15 protein-coding genes are annotated in these 14,066 nt (G+C 48.0%); 10 read left to right on the plus strand and 5 right to left on the minus strand.

Features of this window, described 5'->3' with window-relative positions; all coding sequences use genetic code 11:
* Window positions 1-11 precede the first annotated feature (11 nt).
* The 3 genes from BLT32_RS06435 to BLT32_RS06445 are packed head-to-tail and all read right to left on the minus strand — an operon-like array spanning window position 12 to window position 2,267.
* Complete coding sequence (locus tag BLT32_RS06435; RefSeq protein ID WP_053953378.1) at window positions 12-914, minus strand: bifunctional GNAT family N-acetyltransferase/hotdog fold thioesterase; 903 nt, start codon at window positions 912-914, stop codon at window positions 12-14.
* 4 nt (window positions 915-918) lie between these two features.
* Window positions 919-1,356: a D-aminoacyl-tRNA deacylase gene (dtd, locus tag BLT32_RS06440; RefSeq protein WP_053953377.1), complete on the minus strand. Its 438-nt coding sequence runs from the start codon at window positions 1,354-1,356 to the stop codon at window positions 919-921.
* Window positions 1,357-1,412: 56 nt separating this feature from the next.
* Complete coding sequence (locus tag BLT32_RS06445; protein ID WP_053953376.1) at window positions 1,413-2,267, minus strand: virulence factor BrkB family protein; 855 nt, start codon at window positions 2,265-2,267, stop codon at window positions 1,413-1,415.
* A 241-nt stretch (window positions 2,268-2,508) separates the two neighbouring features.
* Here BLT32_RS06445 and BLT32_RS06450 point away from each other — a divergent pair, with 241 nt between their 5' ends.
* From BLT32_RS06450 to BLT32_RS06460, 3 genes are read left to right on the plus strand one after another with little or no spacing between them, the layout of a single operon-like run.
* Window positions 2,509-2,748, plus strand: a complete 240-nt coding sequence (locus tag BLT32_RS06450; RefSeq protein ID WP_053953375.1) for a hypothetical protein — start codon at window positions 2,509-2,511, stop codon at window positions 2,746-2,748.
* Entirely contained in the window at window positions 2,748-3,386 is a 639-nt protein-coding gene (locus BLT32_RS06455) for a DUF2959 domain-containing protein (RefSeq protein ID WP_053953374.1), read from the plus strand. Before BLT32_RS06450 ends, BLT32_RS06455 begins: the two co-directional genes overlap by 1 nt.
* Before the next feature lie 15 nt (window positions 3,387-3,401).
* Window positions 3,402-3,920 (plus strand): NADPH-dependent FMN reductase, encoded by a 519-nt coding sequence (locus tag BLT32_RS06460; RefSeq protein ID WP_053953373.1) that lies wholly within the window; start codon window positions 3,402-3,404, stop codon window positions 3,918-3,920.
* 95 nt (window positions 3,921-4,015) lie between these two features.
* Here the strand turns inward: BLT32_RS06460 and BLT32_RS06465 are convergent, their stop codons facing one another.
* Complete coding sequence (locus tag BLT32_RS06465; RefSeq protein WP_053953372.1) at window positions 4,016-4,630, minus strand: TetR family transcriptional regulator; 615 nt, start codon at window positions 4,628-4,630, stop codon at window positions 4,016-4,018.
* Between the two features lie 175 nt (window positions 4,631-4,805).
* On the opposite strand from BLT32_RS06465, the gene BLT32_RS06470 reads away from it, so the two are divergent.
* Window positions 4,806-5,084 carry a DUF3081 domain-containing protein gene (locus BLT32_RS06470; RefSeq protein ID WP_053953371.1) on the plus strand — a complete coding sequence of 93 codons (279 nt, stop codon included), beginning with the start codon at window positions 4,806-4,808 and terminating at the stop codon, window positions 5,082-5,084.
* Complete coding sequence (gene trhA, locus BLT32_RS06475; protein ID WP_053953370.1) at window positions 5,081-5,746, plus strand: PAQR family membrane homeostasis protein TrhA; 666 nt, start codon at window positions 5,081-5,083, stop codon at window positions 5,744-5,746. Before BLT32_RS06470 ends, trhA begins: the two co-directional genes overlap by 4 nt.
* A gap of 77 nt (window positions 5,747-5,823) precedes the next feature.
* Here trhA and typA read toward each other — a convergent pair whose 3' ends face one another.
* A complete protein-coding gene (typA, locus tag BLT32_RS06480) occupies window positions 5,824-7,662 on the minus strand; it encodes a translational GTPase TypA (protein WP_053953369.1) in 1,839 nt (612 codons plus the stop codon).
* Between the two features lie 338 nt (window positions 7,663-8,000).
* Between typA and glnA the strand changes: the two genes are divergently transcribed.
* The 5 genes from glnA (at window position 8,001) to BLT32_RS06505 (ending at window position 14,053) form a co-directional block, all read left to right on the plus strand.
* The gene (gene glnA, locus BLT32_RS06485) at window positions 8,001-9,410 is read left to right on the plus strand and encodes a glutamate--ammonia ligase (RefSeq protein WP_053953368.1); all 1,410 of its coding nucleotides are present in this window, start codon (window positions 8,001-8,003) and stop codon (window positions 9,408-9,410) included.
* A gap of 71 nt (window positions 9,411-9,481) precedes the next feature.
* Window positions 9,482-10,540, plus strand: a complete 1,059-nt coding sequence (gene glnL, locus BLT32_RS06490) for a nitrogen regulation protein NR(II) (protein ID WP_053953367.1) — start codon at window positions 9,482-9,484, stop codon at window positions 10,538-10,540.
* Window positions 10,533-11,951: a nitrogen regulation protein NR(I) gene (gene ntrC, locus BLT32_RS06495; protein ID WP_053953366.1), complete on the plus strand. Its 1,419-nt coding sequence runs from the start codon at window positions 10,533-10,535 to the stop codon at window positions 11,949-11,951. Before glnL ends, ntrC begins: the two co-directional genes overlap by 8 nt.
* A gap of 75 nt (window positions 11,952-12,026) precedes the next feature.
* Window positions 12,027-12,707: a response regulator transcription factor gene (locus tag BLT32_RS06500; protein ID WP_053953365.1), complete on the plus strand. Its 681-nt coding sequence runs from the start codon at window positions 12,027-12,029 to the stop codon at window positions 12,705-12,707.
* Window positions 12,704-14,053, plus strand: a complete 1,350-nt coding sequence (locus BLT32_RS06505; RefSeq protein WP_053953364.1) for a sensor histidine kinase — start codon at window positions 12,704-12,706, stop codon at window positions 14,051-14,053. Before BLT32_RS06500 ends, BLT32_RS06505 begins: the two co-directional genes overlap by 4 nt.
* Window positions 14,054-14,066: the final 13 nt, after the last annotated feature.

A 14,066-nucleotide genomic window follows, 5' to 3' on the forward strand; every position in this document is an offset into this window, starting at 1 on the left:
GGTTCTAAGCGTTAGTCGCGCTTAGCCAATACAACAAAGCGGCCGGTAAATTCAGCGACCGGTCGCTCGTCATCCAAAATTTGCGCCTTCATCATTAAACGCGCATTTTTCCCTTCTTTAAGCGCCGAGAAGTCTCCCGTGACATCGCTTAACCGGGCGACAGCTCGTGGCTCTTGTGTGACCGGCTTATGATAATGGATATTCCCGTCACCTAAAACAACTGAGCCTTCCAGCTCTCGCTCGAGTAGCTGCAAGTGCAATAAGCCCCAACAGGTTAAAGTGCCTAATGAATAGATGCTGCCGGCAAACATGGTGCCATGCACATTGATGTTACGTGATAACTGCGCGCGGGTTTCAAAGACACGGCCGGTATACTGATGAATTTTAATACCCATGGCGTCGGAGATGGGAATGTCGTCCTGCCAGGTTTTTTGCAGCTCCGCACACCAGTCAGGACGGTAAATGATACGGTTGTAGTCGTTAAATGACTTGCGTAACTGGTGTTCAGCCATGGGGTTATTGACGGTATCTGCCTCCTCAACAACGTCGTAGCCGCATTTTTTATAAAAACCGATGGTGTTATCGCGCGAGTTTATAACAACGTGGGTGGCGCCCTCTTGGCGTGCGGCTATTTCTAACGCGTAAATAATGGCAACGCCATGCCCTTCTCCCCGATATTCAGGCGCAACCGCCATAAAGCGTATTTGTGCTTCTTCCGGGCTGTTAAAGTGCAGTCGACCGACAGCGACGGCTTCGTCCGCTTCATTCACCACCATGCGATGGTGGCCAACTTGATCGTACTCGTCCTGCTCAGAGCCTAATGGGCGCTGAAAAGGCTCCCGCAGTACCCGCCAGCGTAAGTAATAATAACGTTCAAGTTCGGTGTCGGATTGCGGTGTTATAACGCGGTACATATCATTAAACTCTTAGTTCGAAGGTAACAGGGCCATCATTGACCAGTTCAACCTGCATGTCGGCAGCGAACTGACCGGTTTCAACAGGTAAGCCCTGTTTTTTCATGGCGTCGCAGAACCTTAAGTATAGTGCTTTCGCCTGGTCAGGCGTTGCTGCTGATGAAAAGCTTGGACGGCGGCCTTTGCGTGTATCTGCTGCCAGTGTGAACTGTGACACTACCAGCACAGAGCCTGACTCATCAATAACGCTGTTATTCATCTTGCCTTCGCTGTCTGTGAAAACACGGTAATTAGCAATGCGTTGAGCCAACTTGTCAGCGGCTGCTTCGTCGTCTGCGTGCTCAACACCCAGTAATATGAGCAGCCCTTTATCAATGGCGCCGACTATCTGATCGTCGACTGTAACTTTCGCTCGTGATACGCGCTGAATCAGTCCTATCATGTTAACCCGAGTCTGTTAAAACGAACCTGTTATGGTCTTTTAAAAAGGGGGCAAGGTCAATCAGAAGTCGGTTCTTCCGGTAACTGTTGGTATTCTTCCAGGCTGACGGTTAACACTGCGCCGGTCAGTACAATCATCCAGGACAGGTAAACCCAAATAATGAGAATGGGTACCGTTGCAAGCGCACCGTAAATAGCCTGATAGGTCGGAAATGAGGTGATATACAACGAAAAAAGCTGTTTGCTGAGCTCGAATAAAATCGCCGCAATGGCGGCCCCAAATGCAGCGTAACGCAGTTTAACCTGACGGTTTGGCACCAGTTGATACATTAACGTGAAAAATATGAAAGAGGTGGCGACCGGCACCATCCATAACGTGAAACTGCGTGCACCAGAAATATATTCATCAGCAAACTGGCTTAATGAAATAAGGTAAGACGTCGCAGCGAGTCCGGAGCCAATCAGCAGCGGCCCCAGAGTTAATAGCATCCAATAAACCGCGAATGAGACCAGCCAATGCCGCTTATTCACGTCGCGCCAGATATTATTAAGTGCCTTGTCTATAGCTGACATAAGCGTAATGGCGACAATAAATAAAAAGCCGACACCAACGGCTGTCATTTTTGAGGCGTTAGCAACAAACTCATTAATGTATTCCTGCAGCTGCTCGCCGGAGGTGGGTAACAAATTCGCGAACAACGCCTGTTCCAGGTTACCTTTTAGCTCTTCAAAGACCGGAAATGCAGAGAAAATGGTAAACATAACGACAAGTAGGGGGACCAGGGACAGCAGACTCACATAGGTTAAGTGCCCGGCAGTCACATTAATACTGTCGCTGTTAAACCGGCGCCCAAAATAGGTTAAAAAACGCCAGGTTTGGCAGGCGTAATGTTTCCAGTTTATTTGCTTCATGCGATTGAGCCGCTTATCTGTCCGTTGCGTATTTATTAAAGACTATCATGATTGAGGATAAGCGAAATGGCAATGGTGATATTGGGCGCCGGCGGTGTGATAGCACAGAGCTGCCTTATTAACATGGCTATAATTGATCTGATAAGAGAGTTGCTTGGTAGAAGACGATAAGACTTTATTTGCTTTTACGCTGAGAATGTCGGTTAATTGGTAATAAGGCCTTTCAGTGTAAGGAGTTTTTATGCTTTATATTTTAGCGATTTTATTTCCGCCGCTGGCTATTTTGTTCACGGGAAAAATTTTCCAGGCGATTTTTAACCTCATTATTGCCGTGGTTGGTGTGGTTTTGTTCATTGTCTCGGTCGGCGCCTTAGGTATCGTTTATTTAATTGCGATTATTCATGCCATTATCGCTGTGCACGATTATCGCCAGCGCAAGCGAGATGAGCGACTGATTAATTCGGTAAGAGGAAAAGACTAATGAAACAGTGGATTGTTCCGGCAGTTGCTTTAGTAGCACTGACTGCCTGTCAAAGTGCTTATTACGGCACTATGGAGAAGTTTGGCGTTGAGAAACGCGACATTTTAGTCGACCGTGTTGACGATGCTCGCGACTCGCAAGCTGAAGCTCAGCAAGAGTTCCGCTCGGCTTTTGAACGCTTGGACGAAATGCTGAACATTGAAGGCGGTGAACTGGAAGAAACCTACAACGCACTCAATGACGACTACGAGGACAGCAAAGCAGCCGCTGAAGATGTGAGAGATCGCATCGACGCGGTCGATGACGTAGCTCAGGACTTATTTGATGAATGGAGTGAAGAGCTCGGCGAGTACAGTAATGACAATATGCGCCGCCAAAGTGAACGCCAACTTCGTGAAACAGAACGTCGTTATGCGGAGCTCCTGCGAGTTATGGAACGGGCTGCCGACAAAATGCAGCCAGTACTGGATAAAATGCAAGATAACGTGCTTTACCTGAAGCACAATCTAAACGCCAAGGCGATAGATGCCATTCGCGGTGAATTTAACAGCCTGCAAAATGACATTTCATCGCTCATTGCTGACATGGAAGCCTCAATCGAGGAATCGAATCGCTTTATTGAGTCAATGCAGCAGTAATAATTAGGAGACAGTATGACGGTATTATTTATCGGGGGCAGCCGCCGCAAAGAATCACTGAATGCAAAGCTTAAGCATCGATTAGTCGAGGTGGCTGAAAAGCATGGTATACAGCATAAGCTGCTCGACGCCGACGCGCTCGATGCACCGATTTACCATGGGGACCTGGAAGAAGCAGAAGGTGTACCAGAGTCGATGCAGGCGTTGGCGAAAGCCATTGATGCCGCAGACAAAGTGGTGTTAGTGAGCCCTGAATATAATTCGTCGGTATCTCCGTTAATTAAAAATGCGATTGACTGGGTGTCTCGCGTTGATATTGGCGCCTGGGGCAATAAAACCGTTCTTTTGGCGGCTGCGTCTCCCGGTGGCCTAGGTGGTTTGAGAGCGGTCAGTCATTTGCGTGACATACTGGCGAACGTGGGGGCGTGGACGGCACCTATGTGTGCAAGCTGTCCTAAAGCGAATGACAGCGCTATCGCATCAATGGACGAAGAGTTTCTGGTTAATTTCCTGCGCCAGGGAGACAGCCGTTAGTGATTGACTGGCAATTGGTTCAGGAACTAGGCCCATACTATTTGGGCTTTGGCTGGCGCCGGCGACGCGGCGACAGCAATGAACCTTAGTGGTGTTTAACGCGGCAATCCTTTGACATAAGTGTCTATAGCGGTATTGCCGTACTCAACCAACGGGAAGAAGTCGGGCGCCAGTAACCAGTTATAAATGAGCCCATCAACTAAAGAAAACAAACCAATAACTGCCGTTCTTGCATTGACAGACTGAGCGATTTCGCCAGCGTCTATAGCTTTTTGGAAAAGACCTTCAACATCATTAATACACTCATTCCGGCCGCTGACGTGGCGAAGTTTTATAGGGTTAACCTCGTCGATATATTCGCACTTGTGCAGCAGTATACTGGCAAGCGATTGTACCTGTGGCTCGTTTTGAATCCTTGCCAAAAACTCTTTAGAGCGGGCTTTTATTTCTTCAAGAATCTCAAACTCACTGGTTTCTGAAATTTGCTCACGCATTTCGTCGATAGGCAACTTAACGCGCCCCATCAACGACTCAATGAGATCCATTTTATTTTCAAAATGATGGTATATCGCACCACGAGTGACGCCTGCTTTCTCTGCCACTTGCATCATAGACGTCTGGGTAACCCCCTTTTCACTGAACAAAGCTTCTGCAGCGTCCAGTAACTTGGAGCGAGTTTCCATGGCGTCTTCTTTTGTGCGTCTAACCATTGTGAACTCCAATTACTTAACATTCGTTCATTATTATAACGGATTCTGGTTAATCATGCACATGTGTATGTAAAAGATTAGGCAACTAAATTCAAACATTTGTTCCAAATTGGTTGTCGAAATGGTTTTAGACCCCAATAATGAAGGTATACATTTCAATAAGAAGAGGTGCGGCATGAAAAACGAGCTAGACACAAAACTGATGCTTGATGCTTACGAGAAAATTCAGACTCATGGTGAAGCTCGCCAGGGACGCCATTATTTAGATGGCATTGAAGCTTATACCGACCACGACGGCTATACGGTGTTTTTAGAAGGCTACGGTGTGACGCTGACGCTGCAGTTTCATAGCTCTTATCATCTGAATTACGAAAATCAGTCGCAGGTTGATAAGTTTATTAGAGCGGTTAAGAATATAGCCGAAGGTTACGAAACGCCAGGGTATGAACGATGACTGAACAAAAAGCCTATACGGCGATGGAGGAAGTCGCTCATGCATTGACGCATGGCATGGGTGCAGTATTAAGCATTGCGGCTTTGGTTGTCATGATACTTTGGTCCGTCGCGTATGGTGATGCTTGGCACGTGGTAGCAGCCAGCATTTACGGGGCTAGTCTTATTTTGCTTTACACGGCTTCGACGCTTTATCACGCGTTTCCATGGCCGAATATTAAGGCCGTTTTTCAGCAGCTTGATCATGCGGCTATTTATATTCTCATTGCCGGCACCTATACACCCTTTGCACTGATAAACTTACGCGGCGCCTGGGGCTGGACGTTATTGGGCATAGTCTGGGGCATAGCAATAGTCGGGGTTGTGTTGGAGCTCGCTATGACCAAACGCATTAAATGGCTGTCGCTGAGCTTATATTTAGGTTTGGGCTGGATGGCGCTTATTGCGATAAAACCCATGATAGATAATGTCGATTTCGGTGGCTTGATGTTATTGGTAGCAGGAGGGCTGGCTTATACTTTCGGCGTTATTTTTTATGTCTGGAAGTCACTGCCTTATCATCATGCTATTTGGCATTTGTTTGTCTTAGCAGGCAGTATTTTTCACTTCTTTTCTATTTTCTATTTTGTTTTGCCGCGACCAGAAATGATGGCAGCCAGTTAGGCTTAGGTAAACAAAGCGTTAAATACAAAAAGCCCCGCATTCGAAGCGGGGCTGTTTCTTATTTGCTAAACGTCTATTTAGCCTTTTGACTCGCGGCCAAGGCGTTTACGCTCGTTCTCTGTTAAAGCACGCTTACGAATACGGATAGATTCAGGCGTAACCTCAACCAGTTCGTCGTCGTTGATAAACTCAAGCGCTTGCTCCAGTGTGTACTTAATTGGCGGGCTCAGTGTTTGAGCGTCGTCTGTACCTGAAGCACGAACGTTGGTCAGCTGCTTACCTTTAAGGCAGTTAACAGTTAAGTCGTTCGAACGGTTATGAATACCAATAACCTGGCCTTCATAAACTTCGTCGCCGTGTGCTGCGAATAATTTACCGCGCTCTTGCAGGTTAAACAGTGCGTAAGTCAGTGCTTTACCCTGGGCGTTCGAAATGAGTACGCCGTTTACGCGTTGGCCAATAGTGCCGCCTTTGTGCGGGCCGTAATGGTCAAACGTGTGGTACATCAAGCCTGTGCCTGACGTTAATGTCATGAACTCAGTCTGGAAGCCAATTAAGCCACGGCTTGGTACTTCGAAGTCGACACGAACACGGCCTTTACCGTCAGGTGTCATGTTTGTCATCTCGGCTTTACGTAAGCCAAGTTTTTCCATGACTGCACCTTGGTGCTGCTCTTCAATATCAACCGTCAAAGACTCATACGGTTCCATTTTCTTACCGTCTTCTTCTTTGATGATAACTTCCGGGCGAGATACAGCCAGTTCGAAGCCTTCGCGGCGCATGTTCTCGATTAATACACCTAAGTGCAATTCACCACGGCCTGATACGCGGAATTTATCCGGGTTGTCCGTTTCTTCAACGCGAAGCGCAACGTTGTGAACCAGCTCTTGCTGTAAGCGTTCAAGAATTTGACGTGAAGTAACGAACTTACCTTCTTTACCCGCGAACGGAGAGGTGTTGACCTGGAACGTCATGGTAACCGTTGGTTCGTCAACGCTTAGAGGTTTCATTGCTTCAGCTGCGCCAACCGCACAAACGGTATCTGAAATTTTCAGTTCACCCAAACCGGTTATGGCACAAATGTCGCCTGCATGCGCTGATTCAGCGTCAATGCGGTCAAGGCCCAGGTAGTTAAATACTTTACCAATTTTACCGCTACGCTCTTTACCGTCAGCACCAACAATGGTCACGGGTTGGTTGACTTTCACGCTACCGCGAGTCACACGACCAATACCGATAACGCCAAGGTAGCTTGAGTAATCCAGCTGCGAAATTTGCATCTGTAAGTCAGCGTCAGGGTCTGCGTCCGGGTGGCTAACTTCATTGACGATAGTTTCGAACAACGGTGTCATGTTGTCGCCAACCGTTTCTTCTTCACGAGTCGCCCAACCGTTTAGAGCTGATGCGTAAACCACAGGGAAGTCTAACTGCTCATCAGTAGCGCCTAAGTTATCGAACAAGTCGAATACTTGGTCCATGACCCAGTCAGGGCGAGCGCCGGGACGGTCGATTTTGTTGATGACAAGAATTGGGTTCAAACCGTGCTCGAACGCTTTCTGTGTAACGAAACGAGTTTGCGGCATAGGACCGTCAACAGCGTCGACCACCAGCAATACGGAGTCAGCCATTGATAATACACGTTCTACTTCACCGCCAAAGTCAGCGTGTCCAGGAGTGTCCAGAATGTTGATGCGGTAGTCTTGCCAGTTAACGGCTGTATTTTTTGCCAAAATGGTAATGCCGCGTTCTTTTTCCAGATCGTTAGAGTCCATGATGCGCTCTTCGAGCTCACCACGACTTTCTAAGGTGCCAGATTGTTGAAGTAGTTTGTCGACCAGTGTGGTTTTACCATGGTCTACGTGCGCAATAATCGCAATGTTGCGAAGCTTATTGATATCAAATGCCTGAGTTGTCATTAAGAAAGCCTGTGTTTGTCGGTAGTGAGTGTAAACCCAACCCTTCCGACGGGGGTTTATGAAAAATAGCGGCGTATTCTACCTTCTTAGACTCTATTAAAAAAGACCTGATTGTTTTTTGTTCGCTATTTTTACTGAATAATCGGACAATAGTTTCGAGACTTACTGTGATCGTTTGCACCGTCATGGTGCGTAATGGGCTATAGTGGTGCGAATTTGTTGGTGCGAAATAAATGATTTTAAGCAACCTTTTGATTTATAAAGGAAAGTAAATTGGCATAAGCTTTGCTATACTGTGCCTGTTACTTTTAAAAAGACGCTGTCTACTGGAGGACAACATGTCAGCTGATAAGATTTTCGATACCATTAAAGAAAACGACGTAAAATTCGTCGACCTACGCTTTACCGATACTAAGGGTAAAGAACAACACGTCACTATCCCGGTGTCGCAAATCGATGACGACTTCTTTGAAGAAGGCAAAATGTTTGACGGCTCGTCAATTGCGGGCTGGAAAGGTATTAATGAATCAGACATGGTGCTGATGCCGGACAACGAGTCGGCAGTATTAGACCCGTTCACTGATGAAATGACCCTGAATATTCGTTGCGACATTTTAGAGCCTGAAACGCTGCAAGGTTACAGTCGTGACCCTCGTTCTATTGCCAAACGTGCGGAAGAGTTCTTGCGCAGCTCAGGCATTGCTGATGAGGCTTATTTTGGTCCTGAGCCAGAGTTCTTCCTGTTCAACGACGTTCGTTTCCGTACCGACATGAGCGGTTCGTTCTACAAAATTGATGCTGATGAAGCTGAGTGGAACTCGGGTCGAGAATATTCTGAAGGCAACATGGCTCACCGTCCGGGCGTGAAAGGCGGTTACTTCCCGGTACCTCCGGTTGACTCAGCTCACGACATTCGTGGCACCATGAGTTTGGTTATGGAAGACATGGGTTTAGTGGTTGAGGCGCACCACCATGAGGTGGCGACAGCCGGTCAGAACGAGGTAGCGACCCGTTTCAACACCTTAACGACTAAAGCCGACGAGCTTCAGGTGTACAAATACGTTGTTCATAACGTCGCGCACTCTTATGGCATGACAGCAACCTTTATGCCTAAGCCATTAGTCGGTGATAACGGCTCTGGTATGCACGTACACATGTCACTGAACAAAGGCGGTGAAAACCTATTTGCCGGTGATCAGTACGCTGGTTTGAGTGAAACCGCGTTGTATTACATTGGCGGTATTGTTAAGCATGCTCGCGCGATTAACGCCTTCGCAAACGCATCAACGAACTCATATAAACGTTTGGTTCCTGGTTTTGAAGCGCCGGTTATGCTGGCTTACTCAGCGCGTAACCGTTCAGCGTCCATTCGTATTCCGTTGGTGTCGAGTGCTAAAGCCCGTCGTATTGAGGTACGCTTCCCTGATCCAAGCGCGAACCCTTACCTATGTTTCACTGCGCTGCTTATGGCTGGTCTTGACGGTATTCGTAACAAGATTCACCCGGGTGATGCAATGGATAAGGACTTATATAACTTGCCACCAGAAGAGGCAAAGGATATTCCGACCGTTTGTCATTCGTTAGAAATGGCGCTGGAAGCACTGGATAAAGACCGTGACTTCCTGAAGCAAGGTGGTGTCATGGACGATGACATGATCGATGCGTACATTGGTCTGAAGTACAACGAAGTTGAAACACTGAAGAAGACAACACACCCTGTTGAATTCGACATGTACTACAGTGTTTAACAACCTTTAGAGGGCGGTTTATACTGCCCTTTTTATTTGCACCAATATGGTGCATAAGCTAATCTTCCCTTGTGAATACTCATTCTTTAATTAATCAACTTCTGACCGGGATACTCGTTTTAGACGAGAGTCTTACTATTCGCTACGTTAATTCGGCAGCGGAGTCCCTGTTTGATCATAGTGCGAAGCGTTTGCTTGGAGAGCCTTTCTCGACGGCTTTTTTTCAGTGCTCGTTAGCCAGTGAAACCATTGCCAATTGCTTTCATTATGAGCAAAGAGTGCTCAATACGGATGCGGAATTCGCTTTGCATTCAGGGCATCGAATTACCGTCGATGTGTGCATTCAGACCATTCAGGATGACGGTCAAACACTGTTGTTGATGGAGCTTCGCAAGGCGGACCAACTGCGCCGCATTAATCAGGAAGACCAACAGCGGAACCAATTGTTTGCTACCCAGCATTTATTGCGTGGTATGGCGCATGAAATAAAAAACCCATTAGGCGGACTACGCGGCGCGGCGCAGCTGTTGGCGCGTGAGCTGAACGACGATTATTTAAAAGAATACACGGACTTAATTATCAGTCAGTCTGACCGTTTGCGTTTTTTGGTCGATCGCCTGTTAGGCCCTATGAAGCCCGGCAAGCGAGAACGGGTCAATGTGCATGAAATAACGGAGCGCGTGGCGAAGACGTTGTCTTATGAATACGGCGATGCACTGAACATTGTTCGCGACTACGACCCGTCATTGCCGGATATTATGATTGTCGAAGAAAGCTGTGAGCAGGTGTTTTTAAACATTGCAAAAAATGCAGCACAAGCGATGAACGGCAAAGGGAAGCTCATTGTAAGAACTCGGGTTGAGCATCAGTTAACGCTTTTCGGAGAGCGTTACCGGCAATGCGCTGTGGTTCACTTTATCGATAATGGTCCTGGCATTTCTGACGAGCTTCGTAACACCCTGTTTTATCCGTTAGTTAGCGGCAGAGCAGAGGGTACGGGGCTGGGACTGTCTCTGGCGCAAACCATTGTGCACCAGCATAAAGGCAAAATTGAGGTCAGCTCTGAACCGGGGCGCACTCAATTTTCTGTCTATTTACCTTATGTGAGTGAGGGCTCGGGAAATGACTGACGCAAGTTTATGGATAATTGACGACGATGAGTCTATTCGCTGGGTATTGGAAAAGGCCTTCGCAAACAGTCGTTATCGCGTACGCACTTTTTCTGACAGCGCTACATTTTTCAGCGAACTTGAACAGAGTCAGCCGAGTGTGGTGATGACGGACATCCGCATGCCCGGTGACGATGGACTGGCGGTGTTAAAAAGGCTGCAAGAAAACTACCCGGGTATGCCGGTAGTCGTTATGACCGCTCATTCTGACTTAGATACGACAGTTAAAGCCTTTCAGGGCGGCGCATTTGAGTATTTGCCAAAGCCGTTTGATATTGATGAAGCGCTGACTACGGTGGACCGTGCACTCCGACACCTGATTGAGAATAAACAAGGTTCACAGCCCGCTAAAGCAGCAAAAGTTCCTGAAATTATCGGCGAAGCGCCTGCTATGCAGGATGTGTTCCGTGCTATTGGGCGACTGTCGTCATCCAGCGTGAGTGTACTGCTGACGGGAGAAACGGGAACGGGTAAAGAGCTGATCGCGCGAGCATTGCATAAGCACAGCCCTCGAACTGAGAGACCTTTCATTGCGTTAAATATGGCTGCTATTCCAGGGGAGCTCATCGAATCGGAGCTGTTTGGGCATGAGCGTGGGGCCTTTACCGGCGCTGATAAAAAGCGCATGGGTCGTTTTGAACAAGCCAATGGAGGCACGCTGTTTCTGGATGAAATAGGCGATATGCCGTTGTCGGTGCAGACCCGGTTACTGAGGGTGCTAGCTGAAGGACAGTTTTACCCGGTGGGGGCGCATCAACCCATAGAGGTCGATGTTAGGGTTATTGCAGCAACGCATCGTTCTTTGGAAGCATTGGTTGCTAAAGGTCAGTTTCGAGATGACTTGTATCACCGACTCAATGTTATTCGGCTTAAGTTACCACCACTGCGTGAACGAAAAAATGACATCCCTATGCTGGTTGAGCATTTCTTAGAAAGTGCCGCGAACGAACTTCATGTGACGGCGAAGAAGTTGTCTAAAGAAGCAATGGCAGCACTAAAGAATTACGGCTGGCCGGGCAACGTGCGTCAACTGGAAAATACCTGTCGTTGGTTAACCGTCATGGCGCCCGGTCAACGTGTGGGCGTCGATGACCTGCCCGAAGATATTGTGGCTAAAGACGACACTCGGACTGAGTCAGTAGCAGCGATAAATCGTGAAACTTTAGACAGTTGGTTGGGTCTATTAAGCGATGAGCTGGCTGCAATCCCCGATGATAATACTGACGTACTGACTCAGTACCAGCGCCGACTCGAACAAATTGCTTTAGAACATGCGTTAGCCCGTTTTGACGGGCATAAACAAAAAGCCGCGCTATGGTTGGGTTGGGGGCGTAATACACTCACCCGAAAACGGAAAAACCTGCTAAAGTAAAAGTTCTGTAAATTGGGTCGTATATTGAGCGGTCATTTTGGACCATGGATTTATTTCTGGAGAGAACAACAAGTTATGAGACATTCAGTACTACTCATTGATGATGATAGCGAAATGTCCGTCATGCTGACGGAGTTGTTTAAGCGAGAATCTGTTGATCTAACAACGGCGGAAGACGGCGTGACCGGTCTCGATGAAGCTCTCAACGGCGACTACGAGCTTATATTGCTGGACGTTATGTTGCCGGGTATCGATGGTATGCAGCTGTTGCAACGGCTGCGTCAGCAACACCGAGATACTGCAGTGTTAATGCTGACCGCTCGCGGCGACGACGAAGATCGTGTTATGGGTCTTGAGCTGGGTGCCGATGACTACTTGCCTAAACCTTTTAATCCACGGGAACTGGTTGCGCGGGTTAAAGCATTGCTACGTCGCACGCCAAACACCACGATGCAGAGTGAGCGTTTGTCGGTGTGTGGCATTAATTTAGATCCTGCAACAACCGAAGTGCATTGTGATGGCTCTGAGCTTATATTAACGCCGACTGAATTCGATATTTTACGTTGTTTAATGCAGCAAGCTGGGCACATGGTCAGTAAAGATCAGCTGTCGGTAGCGGCGCTAGGCCGAAAAATGGAGCCTTTTGATCGCAGTTTAGATGTCCACATCAGTAATATTCGTAAAAAATTACCGACTAAACCTGATCGTATTCAAACCATTCGTGGTCGTGGGTATCGCTTACTTGCGAGTCTATGAAAACACAACGCACGCGGTGGTATCGGTCATTAACCTTAAGGTTGCTGCTGGTTTTCTGGGCGCTGCTATCAGTGACTGCCGCCAGCGGTTACCTGCTTGCGATATGGAACAAACCTAAGGCGGAGCTTTCTCCGCTTAAACCTGAAATATACCAAACCCTGCAACCGCTTTTGAGCGACGCGCTAACCTTTCACTCCCTGCAGCCCGGACGCCTCATTGCCGGTGATTACCGAGTCGCTGCGCAATTGTCGAATACCGGTAGCGAAAAACTCCTGATGGATGAACTGCTGCGCATTAAACACGGTTCAACGTTATTGCGAATGTTAGGTCAGGAACAACCGCAGCAAATTCCCCTCGACGAACGATTGTTGATGGGTCCCTTCGAGCTTAATGGCAATAAAATACTGGTGACACGACCATTAGGTCCTGAGGAATACGTCGATAAAGAGCAACTTGAACAAGAGTCGATGGAGGCGCGTGCACTGACCGTTATTATCGGCAGTGGCATGTTGGCTATTTTGTTAGGTATTTGGCTTATTCGCCCTATTCGCCGAATGATATTAGGTATGCGCGAAGTGGCAAAAGGCAGTGCGAAGCCTGATTTAAAGCGACTACCAAAGCGGGGTGATGAAGTGGGCGAGCTGGCGCGAGCTTTGTCGCAAACGGCACTGGATTTAGCGAAATCGAGAGACGCCCAACGCCGGCTTTTAAGCGACGTGTCACACGAACTGCGTTCGCCAATGGCGCGTATGCAGGTTGCTCTGGACTTAACCGAAACCGACGTAAGTCAGGATGATCCCAACTGGCAGCAGCTGCGCAGAGACACGGAGCGGCTGAGCGTCATTATAGAGCGTATTTTGTCGCTATCTCGTTTGGAAAACGGCTTAATAGAACTGAACAAAGAGGCTCTGGACAGTGGCGAACTGGTACAGCAGTTAATAAACGATATGTGCTATCAGAAGCCTGAGGTTGAGAAGCGTTTAGTGAAACTCGGTGATGCCTGGCCAGAAGTGGACACCGATGCGGAGCTATTCCGTTTGGTACTCGAGAATATTGTACGTAATGCGCTGCACTACACGGAGAATAACGTTGAGCTCGCTTGTGAAGTGGGTCGTGACAATATTTGTGTGATAATTCGAGACCACGGTCCGGGGGTGGAAGAGTCAACGTTGGAGAAATTGTTTGAACCCTTCTACCGGGGCGATCCGGCTCGCCATCATAAAGCAGGAGTCGGACTTGGTCTTGCTCTCAGTCAGAGAGCAGCGGTTGTACTTGGTGGGAGCTTGACCGCCAGAAACCACCCTGAAGGCGGACTGGAAGTCGTGCTAGAATTGCCAAAACGGTAATTTGAGCAGCACG

This window comes from Idiomarina zobellii (assembly GCF_900100855.1).
In the GTDB taxonomy this organism is placed as follows: Bacteria; Pseudomonadota; Gammaproteobacteria; order Enterobacterales; family Alteromonadaceae; genus Idiomarina; species Idiomarina zobellii.